Genomic DNA, 22,416 nt, shown 5'->3' with positions numbered 1-22,416 from the left:
GGTGAAGGATGAACGATTTTATTGTTTATTCTTCACCTTTTTCAGTTATAGAGGGAATGGTGCGTTAGCAAAGCCTAACACACCCTACAAATAGATGCTTTGCGTAAGTCCTGTTGAGGAAGAATAATCTCACATCAGTCAATTACACTCGTTGAAGATACTGATATGTTTCATTTTCGAGGCACTTACGCAACTCTTGTAATTTCCTCAGTTTATAGGTGATGGCTTGATACTCTTGTTTGGCCGAAGTGTGATTGAGTTTATTCAATACAGCATCGCTTTCTTGGGCGATTGCTTCTAGTAAAAAATCTCTTAATCTCTTACGGTTGCTGCTATTGCCTTGACCCAATTTGACTAATTCTAATATAACAATTTCACCATCTATTTCAATTTCTATGGGATGTTCTCCACCGATTTCCATAAAGTCAGATTGAGCTAGCCAATATAAAAAATCGCTGGCTAATTCTATGGTGTGAGGTGTTTGATTGTTAGGTGAATAAAATGTAATTTCTAGCATTTTTATTTATCCTCGACTATAACTCATTCAGTTATTTATTCAGATCTTTTAAACATCTTTTCAGGAATTTTTTCTACCCATAGTATCCCCGCTTCCTCAAACAGTAATTTTGCTTTTGGGGAAATTGTTCCCATTGTCAAAATTGCCTTAACTGTACCCTTCGCAATTATTTTTTTAGCTTGGTAGGGATAAATATTTTCTACAGTTTTAATTTCAATATACTGACTCATTGAGTTGGTCTTTAATTCCTTGGATAACTGCCAATGCTCGTGGAACATCCTCTATCTTAACAATTAAGATATCCCCGTTCTCTTCATAAAAATCCTGTTCTTGACATTCAATTCCTTCTGCTTGCAATTGCTGTATTACCCACTCTTTTAGATCTTCGTGGAGTTGAATTTTCCTAATCAGGTCTTTAGCAGTAGCCATCGGATAGCTGGGGTTTAGGGCGTTTCTAGTTTTTGAAGTATAACTTATATGATTATCCTAGCACTAGTCAGAGCGATATCGGCTCGTGCAGGTGAGTGGAGTGCAATCGCCCGCATCTGAAGAAAATTCATTGAAGGGAGTTAAAATTACTTCAGGTTAGCTAGAGTGGAGTAATAGTCAGTTATGGCTGGAAAAAAAAATCATCGCGATCAATTGCCATCGGATTACGGAGAGGTTCTCGAAGCAATCGCATCTAGGGTTCGCTCTGCTCAAATTAAAGCGGTTATTACCGTCAACCGGGAGATGATTCTATTGTATTGGAACATCGGGAGGGAAATCCTGAAACGGCAAAGTCAGGAAGGGTGGGGAGCAAAAGTTATTGAACGTCTTTCTCAGGATTTAAAGATATCTTTTCCAGATATGAAAGGTTTCTCTCGGACAAACTTACTTTACATGAGGGCTTTTGCTGAAGCCTATCCTGACGAGCAAATTGTCCAGCAACTTGCTGGACAAATTCCCTGGTTCCATAATTGTGTTATTTTAGACAGAATCAAGGACTCGGCAGAGCGACTGTGGTACGTGCAGCCTACTTTTTAGCAGAAGCTGACTTTTGTCGTAACATGAGTGGGGTTAGGGCGCGAATGAGTAATGCGATTGAGCGGGTTAGGATTGCGATCGCTAAAATCCATTCAGTTTCACTGCTAGGATACTGTGGCGGTAGATTTGGGGGAATTTCCGTTGGTACAGAAATAGTTGGTTCGCCTGTAGGGATAATTGGATTGATTTGATTTTCCATGGTATTTCTCCTGTTTGTGGTTGGATTTAAGGAGAAGCTTGTCGCGACTTTGCTTTCCACTCTTTTAGAATACTTGGGCTGAAACGGTTGCACAGCCTGACTTTTGCTTCACTTGTTGCAGGACGACAAAAACTGAGTCAAAATTGAAGCTAGTAAAGTACCAAATCGTGGTAAGCATGGCAAATTCTCTTCCAGCATCCAAATCAGGACTAGAAATTCTTGACAAAGCTAGGAAACAGAAAGGATGGAATAAAGACTCGGTTATTTGGATTGATGCTGCTAACGAACTACTTAAAGCCACCGCCAAGGGAAGTGTTTCACGTTCAACCCTGCAACGATTTTGGCGAAAGGAGGCGATTCGTCAGGAAAACTTTGTTGCTATCTGTAAAGCGGTTGGGATAGAAAACTGGGAAGAAATTGTTGATAACACCCCAATTCAGCCAACTGCATCATATATGGAGTTTAGCGTCTATGATGATGCGTGGGTTGGGCGAGAGAATCTACTGCAACACTTGAGTCAACGGGTACAATCTGGCTGTCGTGTCTTGCTTTTGGTTGGGATTACAGGTATCGGTAAAACTGCTTTAGCTGAACGAATAGTAGAAGAATTACGAGGAGATTGGCGGGAACATCGAGATAATTTTGAAGATAATAATAAAACTTTGGATTTTGCTAGTGTGGCGCTGCAATGGCTGGAGAAGTGGGGAGAAATTGTCCCAAAGGAGGAGCGAAAACCAGAGCAATTGTTACGGCGATTAGTTAAACGCTTGCGGGAAAATCGCTATTTAATCCTGATGGATTCTCTGGAGTACCTATTGACAGGGGATGAGGAGGATGGCTGGGGTGATTTTGCTGATGAGTGGTGGGGTAAGTTTTTTGCGAGTTTCTTGGCAGAATCAGATTGTCAAAGTCGATTTATTCTGACTTCCCAGGATTTGCCAAGCAAGTTTGAGACAGCAGAGTGCGATCGCTACAAAAATTTATGGTATTGTCAACTGTTAAAAGGGTTAGAAGTACCCGAACAAGTAGCGTTATTTCAAAAAGCTGAACTAGATGGTGATTTGGAATTACCCCATAATCCCCTGCGAGTAATTGGGGAAGTTTATGATGGGCATCCTTTAGCTTTGCGGACTATTGCTGGAGAAATTAAGGCATCTTATGGTGGGAAAGTCAGGGCTTACTGGAAAGAGAATAGTCGTTACATTGAAGAGGTAAAAGAGGCGATTGATGAAGCGCGTAACGAAGGAATAGTTAAAGGAGATGAGGATAGGTGGCAGTTAGCATCTTATACAAAAGTCTTGCGAAGGAAAGTCAAGGAACGGATTGAGAAGACTTTTGAACGGTTAAAGAATGATGTTTATGATGCTTATATTTTGCTTTGTATGGCTTCGATTTATCGGTGTGAAGTCAAAGAGAAGTGGTGGCTGATTAATTTAGAAGATGAGGGTTATAGTGAGGATCGGCAAAAGGCGGCAATGGAAACTCTGCGGGAACGGTATTTAGTTGAGGATGGCGGAATTGACGATGAAGATAATCGGTTTGTGGGACAACATAATTTGATTCGCAGTGTGGCCATTGAACGTCGATTAATGCTAGCAGAAATCTGAATAAATTAGAGAAATTCACCATGACAAACAACCTGACACCATCTGGTGATTTGGTTTTGGAACAGTTGGGTATCAATCCTCATAATCTTCGGGCTGATTTTCCTACTCGTGAACAGCGGCTTCAGTATAGAGCAGTTGTACAGTGGCTGACGGATTATAAACCAAAGTCAGATGCTCCTAATTTGGAGAGGGTGAAGGGTTATTTGGAAGCGTTTCAGCATCTGTGTGATGTGGAAGAGTGGGAAAGAGCAAAAGAAATACTGTTTGTTTCTCTGAATACGCCTACTCAACAGAAATTAGTACACCAAATGAGAACTTGGGCATATTATCGAGAGCAGATAAAACTATACATGATAATCTTGGGTAAGTTGGGTGGTGAAATTGAACTTGAATTTTTGAGCGGTTTAGGCAATGCTTACTATTGTCTAGGAGAGCATCAAACTTCAATTAGCTACCATAATCAAGCTCTAGAAATTACAAAAGATATAGGTGATCTAGAAAAAGAAGGAGGTATAATTAGTAACTTAGGCATTAATTATCGCTCAATATCTAAATTCAAAGAAGCTATAGAATGCCATCAAAGATCTTTAGAGATCGCTAAAATAACATTGGACAAAGAGAGTGAAGCAAGTTCCTTAAATAATCTTGGAACTATTTACTTTTCGTTAGGGCGTTATCAAATAGCTATTGATTATTACCAAAAGCGTTTAACAATTAATGAACAACTAGAGAACAAAATGGGCAAAAAAAATACATTGACAAATTTAGGTAGTATTTATAATAGTCTGGGAGAATATAAAACTGCTATTGACTACTTTCAGCAAGCTTTAGAAATAGCTAAAGAAATAAATGATCGACGAGGAGAAGAACGAGTATTAAATAATATGGCGGGTACTTTTCATTATTTAGGGCAGTATCAGATTTCAATCGACTACCATCAAAAAGCATTAGAAATTGCTAGGGAAATTGGAGATCAAGAAGGAGAGGCAGCCGCTCTAAGTAATTTGGGAAATACTTATGGAATAATTGGTGATTTGTCTATGCAAATAGACTATCAGAGAAAAGCTTTGGAAATATGCATAAACATTGGTAATCGCAAAGCAGAGAGCCAGACTTTAGGTGCTTTAGGCACTGCTTATCAGAAAACAGAAGATTTTCAAAATTCTTTTGCTTGTTATCAAAAACAGTTAGTTATTGCTCGTGAACTAAATGATCGAAAAACGGAAGGAAATGCACTAAATAATTTTGGAAGTCTTTATTATGAATTATCCGATTATAACTCGGCGATTGAATATTTTGAGCAAAGATTAAAAATTGCTCGTGAGATTGGGGATAAAAGAGGCGAAGGGAACACACTATGTAACTATGGAACAGCTCTCCTAAAACTACAGAAATATCAAGAAGCTTTAGAATATCTGCAAGCATCACTAGAGATTTGCCAAAAAATCGGCAATCTTTCTACACAGGCTCAAAATTTGAAAAATTTGGCTGAACTTCACCAGTTGGATAATAAGACTTTAGCTCTTGAGTATTGCGATCGCGCCCTATCCATCGCCACGGAATTAGGCATTCCGCTAGCCAAAGAATGTCAGGAATTGAAAGAACAATTACTGAGCGAACAAACATAACCTGTGATGTATCAGTAACAAACATATAACAGGAGAGTAAATATCTATATTCCTAACAATGACTAACCCTTAGAATAAAGGAAAAAATTAATATGCTGTATCACATCACAAAAGTAACCGTAGAAGCAGAGCGAAAATTGTGTATTTTTTACACTAATGAAACTAGTATAATTGTCGATTTTAATCCCCTAATTCAAAAAGGTGGCGTACTAGCAAAGCTGGCAGATCCAGAATTTTTTGCCCAAGTTTCTATAGGTGAGAAAGGTAGATATATTCAATGGCCAGAGGAAATAGAATTTTGTGCGGATGCTTTATGGTTTGAATCTCACCCAAAAGCCAATAATTTTCAACAGTTAGAAGAAAAACTGTTCAGTCAACAAACCTAAACTGTATCTCCTCTGATTGCCCTATTCAATATCGGTAATCGATCGCATATAATAAATCTGCTGCAAGCAGATCGCATCTGCTAAAATAGAGAAGTAATCTTTACTAGAAATCAACCCAAAATAAGGATATCTGTAAAAATGAACGCACTAACAGTGGAATTGCCACTAGATATCCCAGTTGAAGAGGCACGATTCCTCCTCACTATCAAACTGTTTGAAGTTGGCAGGCTATCCCTCGGACAAGCTGCTAACTTAGCCGGATACTCCAAGCCAACATTTATCGAAATACTTGGCAAACTCGGCGTACCTGTCATTGATTATCCAGCAGAAGAATTACAACAGGAGATCGATCTTTGAACCAGAAAGCTGTTACAAATAGTACTTGTTTGATTGGATTGAAACGTATTGGAAGGTTAGACTTACTTCCGCAAGTATTTGAGGTTGTATTTGCACCACCCACCGTAGCAGTCGAAGTCCAGAGTAAGTTAACTTGGCTGACGGTTCAATCTGTCCAAAATAAGTCTGTAATTGCAACTTTAAAAACTCAAATGGATGGAGGTGAAGCCGAAACCATTGCTCTTGCTATGGAACTTGATGATGTTATTCTCATCCTCGACGATAAGAAAGCACGTCGTGTCGCCCAGCAGATTGGTTTGAAAGTAATAGGAACAGTCGGAATGCTTCTCCGTGCTAAACAGCAGGAAGTAATTCCGGAAATTAGCCCACTTTTAACTGCTCTTTTGCAAGTCGATTTCCGTATATCTGATGCGATTGTATCCTCGATTGTTACATAGTAAGCCTAATGAGCGGAATAATTGGCGATTTATTGCTGATAATGAGGGCATCCACTGGTCAGATATTGATGAAGATATTAGCGTTAAAAATATTATTCTTGGTCAGCGCACAAATGTGAGAGAGTTGTCACAGATTCCAGATTTAACCTGGGAAAATTGGCTAGAGTAAGCAATATTAAAAACTCAATCTGCTAAAATGAGATATCCCAATCTGAGGGCTTGACTATGGTTGCTGCTGTTCAATTTCAGACCTATACTGTAGAAGAGTTTCTTAACTTAGACTTGCCTGAAGGACAGGAATACGAACTAATCGATGGCATTATCGTACCTATGGCGGAACCTTCAGGGGAACACGAAAACCTGCGCTCTGAACTTCTGGTAGAATTGCGCCTAGAAAGCAGACGCTGCCAACTGGGGCTACTAGTTCATCCCAAGCCCGTGTTAGAGTTATGCCCTAGAGATACTCGCAAACCTGACTTAATTGTCATCCATCGAGATGCTTGGAATCGACAGACTCAACCACAAGCAGTATTGAAAGAAGCGCCCAGTGTTGTTATTGAAATTGTCAGTACCAATTGGGAAGAAGATTATCGTAACAAACCCCTCTGGTATGCTGCTTTTGGGGTGAGTGAATTGTGGATTGTCGATCCCCTTTTTACACTTGTGCGTTATCCCAATCGCAAGAATCCTAAAATTCAAGAACCTACCATTTCCATTGGACAGTTGGTTAATTCCCCTAGTATTTTAGTTGAACGGGAGTACGAGTTTAATAGTTTTACAGGGAATCAACCTATTCAATCGCGGTTTTTCCCAGATTTAGACCTCACTGTAGCACAAATTATTGCCTTTGGTGCGGGGATTTAGGGAATCGGAAATCGGGATGAGAGGTTTCTGCTGGATAAGATAACGAGCGTCCCTATACCACATCTTAAGATGAAAAATGGACTTTTTATCGGAATGGTAACATTAGATCTAATTTACCTCAGCCCTAAACTACCAGGAAACAACGAAAAAATTGCCGCATCCGACTATACTATATCTGCTGGTGGTCCGGCGACTAATGGAGCAGTTACATTTGGTTACTTAGGAAATCGTGCTACTCTTCTCAGTCTCCTCGGTACTCATCCCATTACTCAGCTTATTCGTGGAGATGTGGAAAGGTATGGAATCACAATTGCGGATTTAGATGCTACAGTAACTAATCCACCTCCTATTTCTTCAATTATCGTCACAGGAGAGACAGGAGAACGTGCTGTAATCTCTATTAATGCTGCTAAAATTCAAGCTGGCTATGACCAAATCCCGTCTGGTATTGAGGCTGGAATCGATATAATAATGATTGATGGTCATCAAATGATGGTAAGTGGTGCGATAGCGAAATTAGCTAAATCTAATCATATTCCCATCGTCATTGATGGCGGTAGCTGGAAACCCGGATTTGAAACAGTCTTACCTTTTGTAGCTTATGCTATTTGTTCCGCTAATTTTTATCCACCGGGTTGTCATAATCGCGCTGAAGTATTCGCTTATCTAGCTGAAATTGGCATTCCCCATATCGCCATTACCCAAGGAGAAAAATCCATTCAATACCTCAGTTTGGGGGAATCTGGTGAATTACCAGTCCCCCAGATTCAGGCTGTTGATACTTTGGGTGCAGGTGATATTTTTCACGGGGCTTTCTGTCACTACATTCTCCAGGAAAACTTTACTCAAGCTTTAGCCTCAGCCGCTAAAGTTGCTGCTTATTCATGCCAGTTTTTTGGTACGCGGCAATGGATGGCAGGATTTAAAAATTAGATACAAAGCTCAAGATAGTATAATACTCCATCTTACCTCTTACCTGCGAAAGACCATTCCACATTTTCAACAAATAGCAGAAATATCATCTACTATCTTCATTCGTCCCCGATAAAACGCATGTAGCATTCTATCGATGGCATCTCTCTCTTCTTCGTCGATACTATCCCCCAAAAATGCCGCCATTAGCCCATATCTATCGGCTAGCGTAATTTTACCAGACCAACTAACTTGAGCAAACAATTCTGCCATTGCTCCGGGTAGAAGTATAATTTTCATGTTCATCGCGTTGTAAATACTCAAACTTTTGCTATTTTTACTATGAATATTTTTCCAGATAAAAATCGTGATGGATATCTGACCCTATTAGTGATATTTTTAGGAATTTGGTGTGATTTCAATCCTCTATATCTGTGATCTAAATCTCATGGAACCGGATATCACTGCTTCCTCCTGTCACCCTCTCCTATTACCTTTTGTAGAGCAGGCATCCCGCCTGCGGCTGACAAGCGGAACACCTGTTCTATGTTATAGCGTTGCGGCTGACAAGCGGAACACCTGTTCTACGTTATCGCGTTGACAGGTAATTTGATATGTTTGAATGCAACTTGCTATCAACATGAAATACTATCTTTTTACTCGGGGCTAAAGCCGAACTACGAACTAATTTTAATCAAGCAAATTAGCTGTGTAATGGTACTACAGATAGATGGTTTAGGTAAGTCCTAATCCTGTTACAAAATGGTTGAGATTTCATCGACAACCTTCATTCTACCACGGCAACAAGCATGTAGTAGTCTATCGATAGAAGCTCTCTCCTCTTCAGACATAGACTCTTCTAACAGTGCGGCCATTAGACCATATCTATCAGCAAGTGTAATTTTACCAGACCTACTGACTTGAGCAAATAAATCTGCGATCGCACCCGGAATAAGTTGAAGTTGAGCTGTCATCGGAATGAATAGAATTCAACAGTTCTACTATGATTCATTTTTTCGATTGATAGGGCGATCTGATCCAGAGAGTATTTGTGAAATTTTCCTGCTATTTATGTGATTCAAATCGCAGCATTTTTGTGATGTAAAGCTTATTTGGATGTCGGGTAAAAGTGGAATAAAATATTAATAGTACTCAGGGATGGGTAAGTTGGTTAAAAATCTGAATAATTTAAGGTTTAATTTATGAATTTTATCAACGCTGCTATTTTGTCAAACAGTAAGGGTAAGGGGAAGGTAAAAATTATAAGACAATAGCCTGAAAACCCCGTGACTAAATATATAGTATTGGGAATGGTTAGGGTGGTGATGCCCGGTTTGGGCGAAGCCATCGCACCCTCTCACTCCCCATCCGCTGCCTACTCCCCTGTCAATAAATCCCACAGCGCATCAATCCCACTCCGGATATAATCAGAATCTTGATGCTGTTCCAGCCATTGCACTACAGCAGGGGTAATATGACTGGATGTTTTGCCTAATTTGCCCCATACATTAGGAGCTACGTCAAGGTAAGCATAATCCGGATCGTCTAAACTTAATAGCAGAGCATTGACTACCGTTTCTGAAGTTTGCCCTAACTTACCTAAGACATTGGCAGCCAAGTCAAACAGATGAATATCTTGATCCTCTGGACCTAATAACAGGATATTGACTACCGTTTCTGAATCTTGCTCCAACTTAGCTAAGGCAATGGCAGCCTGATAACACAAATCAGAATCCTCATCATCTAAGCAGAATCGCAGGGTATTAACTACCATTTCTGAATTTTGCCCCAACTCAGCTAAGGCAATGGCAGCCCGGTAACGCACCTCAGAATACTCATCATCTAAGCGTAGCAGCAGGGCATTGACTACTGTTTCTGATTCTTGCCCCAACTTACTTAAGACATTGGTAGCCCAAACGCGCACATCAGGATTTTGTTTATCACCTAAGCCTAATAGCAGGGTATTGACTATCGTTTCTGTCACTTGCCCCAACTCAGCCAAGGCAAGGGCAGCTCTGGCGCGTATGTTAGAATCGCGATCATCTAAGCGCAAAATCAGGGCATTCACGACCTTATCTGAATTTTGCCCCAACTTGCTTAAGGCAAGGGCAGTCTCATAATTGACATAAGAATCCTCATCGCCCAAGCCTAATAGCAGGGTATTGACTATCGTTTCTGTCGCTTGCCCCAACTTGCCTAAAGCATTGACAGCCTGGGCACGTACATTAGAATCTAGATCGTTGAAGCGTAATAACAGGGCATTGACTACCCTGTCTGAATTTTGCCCTAACTTATCCAAAGCACCGACAGCATAAAGACGCACAAAAAAATTATCGTCCTCTAGACGTAAAAGTAGCGCATCCACCACGGTTTCTGAACCTTTCCCTAACTCGCCCAAAGCACGGGCAGCCCAAGCACGTACACTAGAAACCTCATCCTCTAAACGCAAAATTAGGGCATTGACAACTATTTCTGAATCTTGCCTCAACCTGACTAAAGCACGGGCTGTTTCGCTACGCACATCAGAATTTTGATCCTGAAGCTTTTCCAGCCAGTGTGCGATTACTGCCTCTTTCTCTCCCAACGCTGCCCGATATTGTAGTAATCGCTCTGGATAAATATTTCCTGCTCTGGCTTTCAAAAGTTTCAGGGCTTCTGCTTCAAAGTCACTCTCATTCAAACGGCAAATAATTTTGAAAACCTGCTCCTTTACCCTTTCACCAACCTTGTCTGAATCCGCTACTTCTAAATCAACTAACCCTTCTAAAATCCTTCCAGACAAACCCTTATCGGCAATATTTAAGTTTTTGGGATTTTCCGCCAGACAACTGCCAGCAAATAATAAATCCCGGTGTAACCATTTCTCATACTCGCTGCCACAATCCAAAACCGTTTGAATTGCTCTGGCTGCTTTCTTTTGTTTCTGTTGGGCAATCAGTAACAGCAATACCTCTCGCCAATGTTGATCGTGAATGCGATCGCGGATATGATTTAATACAATATCAAAATCATCTTCATTATCTGCCAATTCCTTAATATATTGAGCAGTGAGATATTCCTGAAACGTCTTATGGACAAAAGCATAACAATCTTGTCCCTGTTCGTTCAATAACCCCGTTCGTTCCCGCATAAATTCCACAAACCGTTTTGCCTCATTTTTGGCTTCCCGGGGTTGCAGTTGTTTGAGAGTTTTGATATCTCGCGCCAGTTGCTCGATTAATTCATCTTTATCAATTAAGGTTCCCCCTTCTTTATCTCCCGTACCTCCTTGAGTATGAATCCAGTAAGCGAGACTTTCCATCAAGCCTTGCAAGTCATCCAGCCTCAAATATTGTAACGTGGTGCGATCGCTAATTTCCTTATTCGCATCCCAGGAAGTTAATAGAGTTTCCACCGCCTTATCATATAGTTTATATCGCTCCCTCGGTAACAGAGCTTGATAGCGGTGAATTAGAGCAATAATCGTTAAAAGTAAAGGATTTCGCGCTAATAATGTAATGCGATCATTTTCTGCCAGTGCCTTTCTCAGACTATCTTTCCTCCTGATTGCTTCTGCTTTGTCTGGCACTCGGCTATCATACCAACGATTAATAAATTCTTCAATCTTAGAATCGTCAAAGGATTGTAACTCGTAGTGAGGGAATTCATCGGTTTTGAAAAAATCTCGCTTATATCCCGCTGGGCGAGAAGTAATAATCGCACGATTCTGATGGAATTGTCCCAAAAAGTTCTCAATCCGCCGCACCATATTATAGCGCTTGGCTTCTTGGGCTACCTCATCCAACCCATCCAACAAAATCAGCGCCCGTCCATCCTCCAACCAATACTCAAAAAATCCCTGTGGCAGAGGTTTTACTGACATAGTTTTCTCGGCAAAATATTTAGCATAATCCAAAATACTCAGATCCGGTTGCCTTACCCAATCCCGCATTTTAATTAAAATCGGCAACCAATCAGTATTACCATCCAACCCCAATAAATTCTCACAATTCCCCTTTTGTATAGGAGTTATATTCTCATAGTCCCCTTTTTGAAGGGGGAGCTGCGCCAACATCACAGCAAAATAACTCAATAAAGTAGTTTTTCCAACTCCGGGCGCTCCTAACAAAACCACTTTTTTAGACTGACTTTGAGATAACAACTGCCTTGCATTAAACCTTCTGCCAGAATGACTATCAAACTCTGTCCATAACCGCCGTTCCCGCAATAATTCACCCTGACGACTACCACCCAATTCTGGAGAGAAATCTCCATCAAACCAACTATCCCCAGGATTTCCCTCTTCCACCACATCCGGCATCACAAAAATATGAGCTAATTGTGCCGACTTATCAACCTCTTGTCCCGGTACTGAAATACCAGCAAACTTCACATCATCAAACCAATTTGCCAATTGTTCAAAATAATCAGCCTTTGCCACCTGAAACCGTAAATATTCCTGCGAGCGCTGAAAATAAGCATTAACAAAAATTTGCAGCCAAGGTTGAATTAAATCTACCTTAATATTCGATTTTATCTGCGGACGATCATCTAATGCTAACTTAAAAGCATGAACCAAATAATCTAGATTGGGGATACCTTCATTTTTCAGTGGCTTTTGTAACTCTTCCACCGCCAAATCCTTAAATACTCGATCCAAAAGTCCCGGAACAAAACGCGGCTCGCAGGAGTAAAATAATGGAATCTCCTTATCTGCAAGAGTCGCACATTTTTTCAAGGCTTTTCCCAAATCTCCCGCTTTTAACGGACTAGTTACACCACCTAATAACACTTCCGCAATCTTTTCCGTAGCCCATTGTCCCAACCAGGCGGCTACCATCATACTCACTGGGTCCATATTTTAATTTCCCATTTCCTTTGAAGATTATGACTCAATAAACAGGACTTAGGTTGCTACATTACATATAGCGGGAATCGCGGGTTTATCCAGTGGGAATGGTGCGTTACGCTTCGCTAACACACCCTACAATAAAAATTTCCCCATTCCCCACTCCCCACTCCCTACTCCCCATTCCCGATTATAATTTCTCAATACCGTTCCATCCCTCAACCCTGTGATTGCCATCTACCCCGGTAGCTTCGATCCCATCACCCTTGGACACCTCGACATCATCCAACGTGGCGCTAGAGTATTCGATCGCGTTATTGTTGCTGTATTGCGGAACCCAGATAAATCGCCCCTATTTACGGTACAGCAAAGAGTTGAGCAAATTCGGCACTGTACCCAAAACATACCAAACGTTGAAGTAGACAGCTTTATCGGTCTAACGGTAGACTATGCCAAACTAAAGAATGCTAGAGTGCTATTGCGAGGGCTGCGGGCTGTTTCTGATTTTGAAAAAGAACTCCAGATGGCTCACACCAATGAAACCCTCTGGGATGAGATTGAAACCGTTTTTCTGGCTACCTCTAACGAATATAGTTTCTTAAGTAGTAGCGTAGTTAAAGAGATTGCCAAGTTTGGTGGCTGTGTCGCTCATCTTGTCCCGCAGGAGGTTGCATTAGAAATTACCAGATGTTACGCCCAGACTCATCCAGAATCGATCCTCCCCAACGCGAAGAAGCCAACCTCCCCGACGAAGCATCTACTATCGGAGGAGGAGAGTTAGATATTCAACGGGAACTTAACCGCCTTGAGGAGATGCTCTTCGATAGTTTCCACATTCCCTTTACTAAGCGCACAATCGTTGATGAGGATATATTTCTCGCTCAATTAGATTTGGTACGGGAAAATTTACCTGATGCTTTTGAAAAAGCTGAAAAAATTATCCGTGAAAGGGAAGAGATTCTGGTGCAAGCAGAAGACTATGCCCAACAAATTATGGATGGAGCAGAGCGACGTGCTGCACAGATTTTAGATGAAATGGGTATAGTTCAGCGTGCGGAAATGGAAGCGGCACGAATTCGCCAAGAAGTTCAGCAAGCATGTGAAGCAATCCACGAGGAAACTCTCGCTGAAATTGACATGCTGCGCCGACAAGCACAGCAGGAATTGGCAAAAATGCGCGAACAAGCACTCGCTGAATATGATGATATTCAAAATGATGCGGATGATTATGCTGAGGCTGTTCTTGTTAATTTAGAACAACAACTGAATGACATGCTAAGGGTAGTTCGCAATGGCCGTCAGCAGCTACAAAAAGAACCTTCTCCTGAGTATCCAGCCAAGGAGACAGATTCAGGAAATTCTGGAACGAAAAAATAAGAGGTTATTGGTTATTGGTTATTGGTTATTGGTTGACTAATGCCGGGATACTTAGTTAATTAATCAAATAAACAACAAACAACAAACAACAAACAACAAACAACAAATATGAGCTACGACTACGATTTATTTGTAATAGGTGCAGGATCGGGGGGAATTGCGGCTGCTAGACGATCTGCGACTTATGGAGTGAAAGTTGCGATCGCAGAAGGTAATAGATTAGGTGGTACTTGTGTCAATCGTGGCTGTATTCCTAAAAAATTAATGGTCTATGCCTCCCATTTCCCTGCTCTTTTTCAAGATGCGCGAGGTTATGGTTGGAGTGCTGTCGAAAGCACGTTTGACTGGAAAACCATGATTACTGCTATCGATAACGAACTCACCAGGCTGAATGGGGTATATCGGAAGATGTTGGAAACATCTGGGGTGGAACTTTTTCCCAGTTATGCGAAAATTATCGATCCCCATACCATCGAAATTGATAATCGCCAAGTTACCGCTGATAAGATTTTAATTGCTGTGGGTGGATATCCTGTAAAACCTGATATTCCTGGGATTGAATATACTATTACATCCGATGATATGTTCCTCCTTCAGTCACAACCAAAACATATTGTCATTATGGGAGGTGGCTACATTGGTGTGGAATTTGCCTGTATTATGAATGGCTTGGGATCTCAAGTCACGCAACTGATTCGTCGAGATTTAGTTTTGCGTGGCTTTGATGATGATATTCGCTCCATGGTACAAGAGGGAATGGAACAACATGGGATCAGAATTATCAGAGTAGACGATCCACCTGTAATTGAAAAAACATCGGACGGATTGAATGTTATTCTCGGAGATACACATCAGGAAACCATTGCTGTGGATACTGTTTTAACGGCAGTTGGGCGTAAACCAAATCTCAATAATTTGGGATTAGAGAATGCGGGCGTGGAGATTAAAAATGGTGCGATTGCGGTTAATCAATATAGCGAAACCAATCAACCGAATATTTTCGCCGTAGGTGATTGTACCGATCGGATGAATCTTACCCCAGTAGCGATTAATGAAGGACGGGCTTTCGCTGATACTCAATTTGGCGGTAAATCCCGCACTATGTGTTATGAGAATATTCCCACCGCTGTATTTTCCACGCCAGAAGCCGCAACTGTAGGTTTAATGGAAGATCGAGCAAGAGAAGAATTTGGGAATGAGGCGATTAAAGTTTATCGCGCTAAATTTAAACCTACTTACCACAGTGTAAGTGGTCGTGATGAACGAGTAATGGTAAAACTAGTGGTTGAAGAGGATACTGATAAAGTTCTCGGTGCCCACATGGTTGGCGAAAACGCCGCAGAAATTATTCAAGGAATTGCGATCGCGCTGAAAATGGGAGCCAAGAAATCAGATTTTGATGGGACAGTAGGGCTTCACCCTTCCATTGCTGAAGAGTTTGTGACTTTGCGTTAGAAGACGCTTAATACTGAATTATTTAACCACAAAGACACAAAGACACGAAGGTTGTCTTCCAGGGAGAGGGGAGTAGGAAAGATGCGGGTAGTGGATAGCCCTCCTCAACCCCTCTCCCTCAAAAACAAAGTAATTTACATAACGTAATAAATCCTCGAAGGCTGAAAGTGGCTTAACTTCGTTAAATTTATTAAGATTAATTCTCAATACTTGACGAGATTGCGTCGTTTCAGCTACTATGGGCTAATAATCCAAAGGAGGGCTAATAACCTTTTTGGGATTTGACACGATTTCTCACAGGGATAGAAAATTATTTAACCTAACCCTATGCTGCGCCACCTATGTTTGATTCCTGTTACTATCTTCACCTTCTTATTATCAACCACTAATTTTCCTGCCATCGCCGCTAATTTAGCTAAAGATGGCGATGAGATTAGACAACTTTTGGAAACTAAGACTTGTATCGCTTGCGATCTTAGAGAAGCTAAACTAAAGGGGGCTAAACTTAAAGGGGCTAATCTCAGAGGGTCAAATTTAGGATTAGCTGAATTAAATGGTGTGGAATTGGCTGATGCGGATTTAATGAATGTTATCCTCAAAGGTGCTAATTTAGTAGATGCTGATTTAGTGGAGGCAAATCTCAGAAATGCTGATTTGCGCGATACGAAACTGACTAATATTTTCCTGACTCGTGCTGATTTAAGAGGCGCTTTACTAGAAAATGCCGATCTCACCAATGCTTTCCTCCGGGGGGCGAATTTGGCGGGAGCTAATCTGAAAGGTGCTAAATTAGATGGGGCAGATTGGAGGAGTACTATTCTATGTCATACGATTCTACCTGATAGTACTGTCTCCGATCGAGATTGCCAAAAGTAGTGGCGCGACAAATTCAACATAATGGAATATAGTGTTTTTATATGAAATATAAAAACACTATATCACCATCATTAGACATCTCCAAAATAGAATCTCAAACCCTTACCCTGTCTAGCTCAAAACCTAATTTCTGGAGATGTCTAATGATGCCAAGATGCCAAACATCAAGCCTCATTAGTATCTGTAGCTTGGCGTAATTGTGAAAGTACCTGTCCAAAATCAGCAATAGAATTCATAGTCACCGAAGTCATGACTAACCTTTCCAACTTGGAGATATCTTCTAAACTATTGATCCCATTAATTAACTCAGTAGGCACAATTTCAAACCGTGCTTGTAAAATGCGAATTATAGTCGCTTGGAGGGTTTTTTTAGTTCCCCGTTCAAGTCCCCGTTCAAGTCCCTGTTCAAGTCCCTGTCTAGTTCCTTGCTCAATTCCCTTGAGAAGTCCCCTCTCTTCCATCCGGCTAAGTAAAGGCATTTGTCTTTCCTCCTCGTAACTGGTTAATTTATTTTCAAAACTTTGCTGTAACTCCTCTGGTAATGCCATCATCCGGTCAATTACCTGGAAGATCTCACAAGTTATCTCCATTATCTTTAATCCCATTCATCTGGATAGTTACAGTGCGATTCTAACTTAGGGAATGAGGGGATAGGGAGATGGGGGCAAGTCGCTACCATAATCTCGAATCAATAATCAATAACTCACCTCACCTCGCCCTCGAGGAAATTCCTATTGTCAAAAAACCCCCAACTGAATCAGTCAGGAGGGAGTAGAGCTATGAGAAAATTTGAAGACACTGGGAATAGGATCGCTGATAGACTCGATTGATGCAAGATCAGTTTTGGATCTGAGGAGACTTGAAATACTGATCTTGATTAAATATCATTTAGATGCTGTCTGGAATAGTCAGTGAGATTAATTATTTAATGAGATGGTTGTGGTAAAAAAAAATTAAAAGCTCACGAGCAACCAACGCTTATGCCTTTTCGCGATCGCACCATCACAGTAATGGTATCAGGCACTCTAACCTTGATTGGTGCTGCTTGCAGCACTATCAATCCGCCATCTACTCCGAATGAATCCCCACAACCCCTTAGTCAATCAGAAACGCCGACTCCTAACTCCAACTCACTTGGAGCAGCTAAAAACCAAGCACAACTCACTATAGCACCGAACCAGAGTGCCCAGGAAGCTTATGAAAGAGCATTGGATAGTGCCTACAGTGCGGCTGTAATTGGCCAATCTGCTCAAGCTCCCGATGATTGGCGGTTAGCGATTGCACGTTGGCAAGATGCGATCGTATTATTAAAGTCAATCCCTTCATCTAGTTCCTATTACAAGTTAGCCCAGCCAAAAATTGCCGAATATAAACGCAATCTAGCAAGATCCCAAGCAAAATCTAAGCTTCCTCCCGCCCCCGAGCCTACACCCATTTCACTAACAAATCCAAATGTCCAAAACTCTCCTAATATCTCTCCTACACCTGCCAAACCAAAAGCAACAGTAGAAATAACAGCAACATTAATACCAAAAGCAACACAAACATCAACCCCAACCCCAACCCCAAATAAATCCCCACAGACAAAAACTGAAACTCCCAAAGTATTTAAAGCACCAGTCAAGCGCCGGATTGATGGTAAAGCAGTGATTGACGTTACTTTTAATGGCAACCCAACCTTTGAGATGGTAGCTGATACAAGTGCATCGGGGACGGTAATTACCGCAGTGATGGCAAAGAGTCTTGGTGTTGTACAAGAGGCTGAAGTAATTACTGAAACTGCTAATGGTGAGGGAGTAACATTACCCATTGGCAAGGTAAAATCTATTGCCGTTGCCGGGGCTGTACAACAGAATTTTCCTGTAGCAATTGGTGGTACTGAAGTGGAAGTAGGATTACTAGGTCAAGACTTTTATAGCCACTATAATGTCTTATTTCGACAAGATGCGATCGAGTTTCGTCCCCGTAATAAGTCTTAGCTGAAAATAACCAGATCCCCGATTTTTTTTAAGAAGTTGGGGATTTGGTTATTTGTGATGAAACTTATTACAAATGGCTCAGGCGAGATTTGAACCCGCGACCCTGGGGTTATGAATCCCATGCTCTAACCACTGAGCTACCGAGCCAAGCTTTTTTATAGCTTTGGTATTATAACACATTGAAAGCGAAAATTGCTAGTACCCGATCAAATAATTTACCAGAGAAAAAGGGAGCCATCAGGCTCCCTTTCCAGTAAACATCCTACGCCCTCCTACCAAAGTAGTTAGCAGTTGGACTATAAACTACGATCGATTTTTAGGTAGAAAAGCCATTGGATTGACTGCTGCGCCGCCACTCGGATGAACCTCAAAATGTAAATGAGGTCCAGTACTAAATCCGGTGCTGCCCATTTCAGAAATTTGTTGACCCTGAGCAACCTCTTGCCCCTGACGGACTAAAATGCGGTTGTTATGGGCATAACGAGTCACGCTGCCATCAGCATGTTGAACTTCCACCAAATTGCCATAACCGCCGGAATTCCAGCCAGCACTGACAACAACACCGTCAGCCGCAGCGACAACAGGCGTGCCAATGGGAGCCGCAATGTCAATGCCCTTGTGCATCCGTCCCCAACGCGGACCATAACCAGAGGTGAGGACACCCTTGCTTGGCCAGATATAACCATTAAACTGGCTAGGGCTACCCGGTAGATAATTATCCGGGGCAGACAGAGGAGGAAGTTCCGGAGAAACTGTTTCTCCCACTGGAGTCTGAAGCATCGGGTTGTAATTGCCAGGAGGTGCTGGCGCTACTGCTACCTGTTGTTGTGAGGTAGAGAAGGCAGACTCTGGTGGAGGTACATTGATGGGAATTGAAGCTTGTTGAGTTTCTAGCTCATAGCGCCTCGGATTGAACTCCGGATTGGTTATCGTAGATACAGCCCGGTTATCCAATCTAGGAGCAACTGGCGCAGCAGGAACAACTATATTACTGGGGACATTGGCTTCACCCGTCGCACCTTGACGGCGATATTCTTCTCGCACCCTGAGAATGTCAGATCTTAATCGCTCAACATAGGGATTAGATCTGGAGTCAGCTACCTGAGTGGAACCAGAATCGACCACAGAGGTAGAAAAGTTTGCTGTCACTCCCCCAACATTAGATTCCGCCAGGAGTGTAGATCGAACAGCTTGGGGTTGAGAGGCTCCTGCTGTCGGGACAACGGGTGAGATGGGGGTGGGTATAGATGACACCACTAAAGATGGTGATGCAATGGCTCGTTGCTCTTGGGAGGAGGCAACTTTATTAGAGTTGAAGTTATTCGAGTTGGAGTTATTCGAGTTGGAGGTATTAGAGTTGGAAGTGATACCAGGGATGAAGGTAACTGTGTCAGATGTCGTCCCGGTAGCGCCAGGAATTTTTAGTGCTTGATTTACGCGAATCAGGTTAGGATTGCTCAGTCCATTAGCTTGCCTCAATTCTGAGGGAGATAATCCATATCGACGAGCAATCGATCCCAATGTATCTCCAGGTTTAACTCGGTAGACGTTTCCTGAGCCTGTCGATTCCACCGTTTCCATTACCACTGGTTGTGGTGCTCTTGGTTTGGCTAAAGTTTCCCCAGCCGTAACCGGGTCAATTTTAGCATTGGGGATGGTTATCGGTTGTGGTGGTAAAGGAATTGCGATCGCGGTTTCGGGAGTTGGTACCGGAATAGCCACCCCTGAAGGGTATTTTCCAGCCGTGTTTGTTTCCACAGCCATTGATGCGGCAGTGTTCGGAGCAGAAACTGGCATAACCACAGATGACTGAGGTTGGCTGCTAGCTTTTAATGGAACTGTAGGGGATGCGGCTGTTTCCGGAGTTGGCACCGGAATTACCACAGGTGACTGGAATTGACGATTGTCTTTCTGGATCGTAGCCGGGGATACGGCTATTTCCGGAGTTAGCACCGGAATCACTGCTGGTGACTGCGATTGACTGTCAGTTTTTGATGGGACAGTCGGAGATGCAGCTATTTCTAGACTTGGTACTGTCTTTCCTGCTAGTCCAGAAATACTGGTTACAGGTTCGGCAGATTTGAGGGAAGTAGCAGAAGATGGAATATTATTCGCTGCGGTTTCTAGTTTAGATAGATTACTAGACTCCTCAGACTGTAACTGTGACAGACTATCGTTTAATCGGTTCCGCTGCTCTTTTAAACTGTCAATACCATTGTCTTGTCTTGCCTTTAACAGGTCATCCACCTTACCGGAAACTGTGACAGATTCACCCCTTGGCAGTTGCTCCGATTCCGACACCGAGCCAAGGGTATGGACTTGTGTCGGATTTACACCATAAGACTTGGATAGAGTTTGGACAGATTCACCTGTCTTGACTTCATGAACAATCCCGTTCACTGAAGGAATTTTGAGTGTTTTTCCTGGACTCAGGGCTGTACTCGATTCTACGTTCTTGTTAGAAGCTGCGATCGCTTCTGGCTGAACTTCATAGCTCTTAGACAGTTGCCACAGTGTCTCCCCGCTTCCTACCTTATGTTCGACTACAGGTGGGTGGGTGATTTTTTCCCTGCCTGATTCTGGTTTGGCAGGGGTTGACTGCTTGTAAACTGAGCTAACTTCCAGTTGCGCTGCGGGTGGAGCAGAAACAATTGTTTCTGCTGTGCTGGGAAGATTGGTCAGTGTTGGCTCTGTAGCAATTGGCTCCACTGCCATGGCTTCATCGCCTTGTTGGGGCAGTAATAAGCCAGAGGCTCCCATGGAGATTGCCAAGCCGATCATGGCGGCAGAGGTGCGTGCCCTACGAGTTCCCTCAGTTCCAATTGCAGTGCCGACGGGATCGTTCCCACCAGAGGACTTCGATAACCCATCTAGGGAGCCTGCTGTAGAGGTAGGAACTTGTTTAACCTTCTGCGTAAATGTTCGTTTCAAAAACGACCTCCTAATGTGTGACGAGCACTTAACAGTTCCTGAATGGTTTTTCACCAGTCAATGAGACAATTTACCTAAACTTGTGATCTAGATCACAGCCGATTGGCAAAATCATGATTACGCCAGCGTAGCGTGCTTTGTTCATTTAGACAAGTTGACATGACTCGGTAAAAATTTTTGGCTTTAACGCCAACCGCTAGGGGTCACCCTACACTCTAGCAAGTGCTGGATAGCGGGCGTGAGGTGAGGCAATCTCCTGACAAGACACAGGACCTAGAAATTTGGCGCGGTAGCTGACTAAGGCTACTGCATAGAACATACAAAGGGATTATTCCCTCTTCCGGAATAGGACTAGAGATTAAAACCCAAATCGAGTAGATGTGCTGAGATTGGGGTTTCCAGAACATTCTGGCTTCGCTTTGTCTTGCCATTAACTGAATCACCAACTGAATCACCAAGGGAACTGTAAGCAAATTTGGAGTAATAAAACAACCGTTGAATCTTAGCAGCTTATTACCGATTTTTGCTAGTTACCGTACCACTTACCCAACTGGTGAGAAAATGATTTTCTTGGGCTAAGATTCTTTTAACCCCTTTATCCTTAAGGATTGTGGGTCAAAAAATTCCTGGCTTCACGGCGGTAGTCTCCCTCGAGTCGGTTATACAAATTTCTTATAACACTGGGATTGTTTTTGTATTCTAGGTAGCTGAATGGCTCGTCTGTAATTCTTTCCAGAGATATAAATAGATAGGAGTGAGATCTAAAAATGTGACCGGGTGAGCAAATCTCATTAAATCAAATTAAATTACTCAGTAAATTAAATATATTTATATAAATATATTACGATATTGTATTGCCTCCAGGCTAATCAGCTCTATAGACTTATCCTAAATAGCCCAATCAACGCTTAGCTTCAAGCACAGCTACCGCATCACTTACCGAACGACTCAATCTCTTTACACCTTTTTCGCTCTTTAGGATACAGACTATCGCTCCCAAATCCACCAAGTTATAGTCTGGAAGGCCCTGTGTGTCA

The 22,416-nt window shown here is 42.1% G+C and carries 22 protein-coding genes, 1 tRNA gene and 1 pseudogene; 14 read left to right on the top strand and 10 right to left on the bottom strand.

Going from position 1 to position 22,416, the window contains the following annotated elements; all coding sequences use genetic code 11:
- Positions 1 to 142: 142 nt before the first annotated feature.
- The 3 genes from NJ959_RS05305 to NJ959_RS05295 are packed head-to-tail and all read right to left on the bottom strand — an operon-like array spanning position 143 to position 946.
- Positions 143 to 517, bottom strand: coding sequence for a hypothetical protein (locus NJ959_RS05305; protein WP_254010712.1), 375 nt, complete (start codon positions 515 to 517; stop codon positions 143 to 145).
- 35 nt (positions 518 to 552) lie between these two features.
- A complete protein-coding gene (locus tag NJ959_RS05300) occupies positions 553 to 747 on the bottom strand; it encodes a hypothetical protein (RefSeq protein ID WP_254010711.1) in 195 nt (64 codons plus the stop codon).
- On the bottom strand, positions 731 to 946 hold the full coding sequence (locus tag NJ959_RS05295) for a hypothetical protein (protein ID WP_254010710.1): 216 nt from the start codon (positions 944 to 946) through the stop codon (positions 731 to 733). Before NJ959_RS05295 ends, NJ959_RS05300 begins: the two co-directional genes overlap by 17 nt.
- A gap of 183 nt (positions 947 to 1,129) precedes the next feature.
- Here NJ959_RS05295 and NJ959_RS05290 point away from each other — a divergent pair.
- A pseudogene (locus tag NJ959_RS05290) lies at positions 1,130 to 1,537 on the top strand (DUF1016 N-terminal domain-containing protein); the annotation flags it as partial.
- On the opposite strand, the gene NJ959_RS05285 reads toward NJ959_RS05290, so the two are convergent.
- A complete protein-coding gene (locus NJ959_RS05285; RefSeq protein WP_254010708.1) occupies positions 1,533 to 1,742 on the bottom strand; it encodes a hypothetical protein in 210 nt (69 codons plus the stop codon). The pseudogene NJ959_RS05290 and the gene NJ959_RS05285 sit on opposite strands and share 5 nt — an antisense overlap.
- 176 nt (positions 1,743 to 1,918) lie before the next feature.
- On the opposite strand from NJ959_RS05285, the gene NJ959_RS05280 reads away from it, so the two are divergent.
- The 8 genes from NJ959_RS05280 to NJ959_RS05245 all read left to right on the top strand — a co-directional run bounded on the left by NJ959_RS05280 (position 1,919) and on the right by NJ959_RS05245 (position 7,954).
- Positions 1,919 to 3,349, top strand: coding sequence for an ATP-binding protein (locus NJ959_RS05280; RefSeq protein WP_254010707.1), 1,431 nt, complete (start codon positions 1,919 to 1,921; stop codon positions 3,347 to 3,349).
- 20 nt (positions 3,350 to 3,369) lie between these two features.
- On the top strand, positions 3,370 to 4,977 hold the full coding sequence (locus NJ959_RS05275) for a tetratricopeptide repeat protein (RefSeq protein WP_254010706.1): 1,608 nt from the start codon (positions 3,370 to 3,372) through the stop codon (positions 4,975 to 4,977).
- A gap of 92 nt (positions 4,978 to 5,069) precedes the next feature.
- Entirely contained in the window at positions 5,070 to 5,363 is a 294-nt protein-coding gene (locus tag NJ959_RS05270) for a DUF2442 domain-containing protein (protein ID WP_254010705.1), read from the top strand.
- A gap of 138 nt (positions 5,364 to 5,501) precedes the next feature.
- The gene (locus tag NJ959_RS05265; RefSeq protein ID WP_254010704.1) at positions 5,502 to 5,720 is read left to right on the top strand and encodes a UPF0175 family protein; all 219 of its coding nucleotides are present in this window, start codon (positions 5,502 to 5,504) and stop codon (positions 5,718 to 5,720) included.
- Positions 5,717 to 6,157 (top strand): PIN domain-containing protein, encoded by a 441-nt coding sequence (locus NJ959_RS05260; RefSeq protein WP_254010703.1) that lies wholly within the window; start codon positions 5,717 to 5,719, stop codon positions 6,155 to 6,157. Before NJ959_RS05265 ends, NJ959_RS05260 begins: the two co-directional genes overlap by 4 nt.
- Positions 6,129 to 6,326, top strand: coding sequence for a DUF2442 domain-containing protein (locus NJ959_RS05255; RefSeq protein ID WP_254010702.1), 198 nt, complete (start codon positions 6,129 to 6,131; stop codon positions 6,324 to 6,326). Before NJ959_RS05260 ends, NJ959_RS05255 begins: the two co-directional genes overlap by 29 nt.
- Positions 6,327 to 6,382: 56 nt before the next feature.
- Positions 6,383 to 7,021 carry a Uma2 family endonuclease gene (locus tag NJ959_RS05250; RefSeq protein WP_254010701.1) on the top strand — a complete coding sequence of 213 codons (639 nt, stop codon included), beginning with the start codon at positions 6,383 to 6,385 and terminating at the stop codon, positions 7,019 to 7,021.
- Positions 7,022 to 7,090: 69 nt separating this feature from the next.
- Positions 7,091 to 7,954 carry a sugar kinase gene (locus tag NJ959_RS05245; protein WP_254010700.1) on the top strand — a complete coding sequence of 288 codons (864 nt, stop codon included), beginning with the start codon at positions 7,091 to 7,093 and terminating at the stop codon, positions 7,952 to 7,954.
- Between the two features lie 66 nt (positions 7,955 to 8,020).
- Here NJ959_RS05245 and NJ959_RS05240 read toward each other — a convergent pair whose 3' ends face one another.
- From NJ959_RS05240 to NJ959_RS05230, 3 genes are all read right to left on the bottom strand, one after another.
- Entirely contained in the window at positions 8,021 to 8,239 is a 219-nt protein-coding gene (locus NJ959_RS05240; protein ID WP_254010699.1) for a hypothetical protein, read from the bottom strand.
- A 449-nt stretch (positions 8,240 to 8,688) separates the two neighbouring features.
- On the bottom strand, positions 8,689 to 8,907 hold the full coding sequence (locus tag NJ959_RS05235; RefSeq protein WP_254010698.1) for a hypothetical protein: 219 nt from the start codon (positions 8,905 to 8,907) through the stop codon (positions 8,689 to 8,691).
- Positions 8,908 to 9,308: 401 nt separating this feature from the next.
- The gene (locus tag NJ959_RS05230; RefSeq protein ID WP_254010697.1) at positions 9,309 to 12,770 is read right to left on the bottom strand and encodes a HEAT repeat domain-containing protein; all 3,462 of its coding nucleotides are present in this window, start codon (positions 12,768 to 12,770) and stop codon (positions 9,309 to 9,311) included.
- 217 nt (positions 12,771 to 12,987) lie between these two features.
- Between NJ959_RS05230 and coaD the strand changes: the two genes are divergently transcribed.
- The 4 genes from coaD to NJ959_RS05210 all read left to right on the top strand — a co-directional run bounded on the left by coaD (position 12,988) and on the right by NJ959_RS05210 (position 16,469).
- Entirely contained in the window at positions 12,988 to 13,542 is a 555-nt protein-coding gene (coaD, locus tag NJ959_RS05225) for a pantetheine-phosphate adenylyltransferase (RefSeq protein WP_254010696.1), read from the top strand.
- Positions 13,449 to 14,138: a F0F1 ATP synthase subunit B family protein gene (locus NJ959_RS05220; RefSeq protein WP_254010695.1), complete on the top strand. Its 690-nt coding sequence runs from the start codon at positions 13,449 to 13,451 to the stop codon at positions 14,136 to 14,138. Before coaD ends, NJ959_RS05220 begins: the two co-directional genes overlap by 94 nt.
- Positions 14,139 to 14,246: 108 nt before the next feature.
- The gene (gor, locus tag NJ959_RS05215) at positions 14,247 to 15,593 is read left to right on the top strand and encodes a glutathione-disulfide reductase (protein WP_254010694.1); all 1,347 of its coding nucleotides are present in this window, start codon (positions 14,247 to 14,249) and stop codon (positions 15,591 to 15,593) included.
- Positions 15,594 to 15,920: 327 nt separating this feature from the next.
- Complete coding sequence (locus tag NJ959_RS05210) at positions 15,921 to 16,469, top strand: pentapeptide repeat-containing protein (RefSeq protein WP_254010693.1); 549 nt, start codon at positions 15,921 to 15,923, stop codon at positions 16,467 to 16,469.
- A 164-nt stretch (positions 16,470 to 16,633) separates the two neighbouring features.
- On the opposite strand, the gene NJ959_RS05205 is transcribed toward NJ959_RS05210, so the two are convergent.
- Positions 16,634 to 17,074 (bottom strand): RpnC/YadD family protein, encoded by a 441-nt coding sequence (locus tag NJ959_RS05205; protein WP_254010692.1) that lies wholly within the window; start codon positions 17,072 to 17,074, stop codon positions 16,634 to 16,636.
- Between the two features lie 375 nt (positions 17,075 to 17,449).
- Between NJ959_RS05205 and NJ959_RS05200 the strand changes: the two genes are divergently transcribed.
- A complete protein-coding gene (locus tag NJ959_RS05200; protein WP_254010691.1) occupies positions 17,450 to 18,448 on the top strand; it encodes a retropepsin-like aspartic protease family protein in 999 nt (332 codons plus the stop codon).
- A gap of 74 nt (positions 18,449 to 18,522) precedes the next feature.
- On the opposite strand, the gene NJ959_RS05195 is transcribed toward NJ959_RS05200, so the two are convergent.
- Both NJ959_RS05195 and NJ959_RS05190 read right to left on the bottom strand, forming a co-directional pair.
- Positions 18,523 to 18,595, bottom strand: a tRNA-Met gene (locus NJ959_RS05195).
- Positions 18,596 to 18,751: 156 nt separating this feature from the next.
- Positions 18,752 to 21,379 (bottom strand): peptidoglycan DD-metalloendopeptidase family protein, encoded by a 2,628-nt coding sequence (locus tag NJ959_RS05190; RefSeq protein WP_254010690.1) that lies wholly within the window; start codon positions 21,377 to 21,379, stop codon positions 18,752 to 18,754.
- Positions 21,380 to 22,416: the final 1,037 nt, after the last annotated feature.

The sequence above is a fragment of the Limnofasciculus baicalensis BBK-W-15 genome (genome assembly GCF_024178385.1).
GTDB classification, from domain to species: Bacteria; Cyanobacteriota; Cyanobacteriia; order Cyanobacteriales; family Coleofasciculaceae; genus Limnofasciculus; species Limnofasciculus baicalensis.
Note: the sequence above shows the minus strand (reverse complement) of the source record. Positions and strands in the feature narration are given on the sequence as shown.

Excerpts from the sequence above, each read along its gene's own strand:
- NJ959_RS05305 (WP_254010712.1), bottom strand. The coding sequence starts at position 517 with ATGCTAGAAATTACATTTTATTCACCTAACAATCAAACACCTCACACC.
- NJ959_RS05300 (WP_254010711.1), bottom strand. The coding sequence starts at position 747 with ATGAGTCAGTATATTGAAATTAAAACTGTAGAAAATATTTATCCCTAC.
- NJ959_RS05295 (WP_254010710.1), bottom strand. The coding sequence starts at position 946 with ATGGCTACTGCTAAAGACCTGATTAGGAAAATTCAACTCCACGAAGAT.
- NJ959_RS05285 (WP_254010708.1), bottom strand. The coding sequence starts at position 1,742 with ATGGAAAATCAAATCAATCCAATTATCCCTACAGGCGAACCAACTATT.
- NJ959_RS05280 (WP_254010707.1), top strand. The coding sequence starts at position 1,919 with ATGGCAAATTCTCTTCCAGCATCCAAATCAGGACTAGAAATTCTTGAC.
- NJ959_RS05275 (WP_254010706.1), top strand. The coding sequence starts at position 3,370 with ATGACAAACAACCTGACACCATCTGGTGATTTGGTTTTGGAACAGTTG.
- NJ959_RS05270 (WP_254010705.1), top strand. The coding sequence starts at position 5,070 with ATGCTGTATCACATCACAAAAGTAACCGTAGAAGCAGAGCGAAAATTG.
- NJ959_RS05265 (WP_254010704.1), top strand. The coding sequence starts at position 5,502 with ATGAACGCACTAACAGTGGAATTGCCACTAGATATCCCAGTTGAAGAG.
- NJ959_RS05255 (WP_254010702.1), top strand. The coding sequence starts at position 6,129 with ATGCGATTGTATCCTCGATTGTTACATAGTAAGCCTAATGAGCGGAAT.
- NJ959_RS05250 (WP_254010701.1), top strand. The coding sequence starts at position 6,383 with ATGGTTGCTGCTGTTCAATTTCAGACCTATACTGTAGAAGAGTTTCTT.
- NJ959_RS05245 (WP_254010700.1), top strand. The coding sequence starts at position 7,091 with ATGAAAAATGGACTTTTTATCGGAATGGTAACATTAGATCTAATTTAC.
- NJ959_RS05240 (WP_254010699.1), bottom strand. The coding sequence starts at position 8,239 with ATGAACATGAAAATTATACTTCTACCCGGAGCAATGGCAGAATTGTTT.
- NJ959_RS05235 (WP_254010698.1), bottom strand. The coding sequence starts at position 8,907 with ATGACAGCTCAACTTCAACTTATTCCGGGTGCGATCGCAGATTTATTT.
- NJ959_RS05230 (WP_254010697.1), bottom strand. The coding sequence starts at position 12,770 with ATGGACCCAGTGAGTATGATGGTAGCCGCCTGGTTGGGACAATGGGCT.
- NJ959_RS05220 (WP_254010695.1), top strand. The coding sequence starts at position 13,449 with ATGTTACGCCCAGACTCATCCAGAATCGATCCTCCCCAACGCGAAGAA.
- gor (WP_254010694.1), top strand. The coding sequence starts at position 14,247 with ATGAGCTACGACTACGATTTATTTGTAATAGGTGCAGGATCGGGGGGA.
- NJ959_RS05210 (WP_254010693.1), top strand. The coding sequence starts at position 15,921 with ATGCTGCGCCACCTATGTTTGATTCCTGTTACTATCTTCACCTTCTTA.
- NJ959_RS05205 (WP_254010692.1), bottom strand. The coding sequence starts at position 17,074 with ATGGGATTAAAGATAATGGAGATAACTTGTGAGATCTTCCAGGTAATT.
- NJ959_RS05200 (WP_254010691.1), top strand. The coding sequence starts at position 17,450 with ATGCCTTTTCGCGATCGCACCATCACAGTAATGGTATCAGGCACTCTA.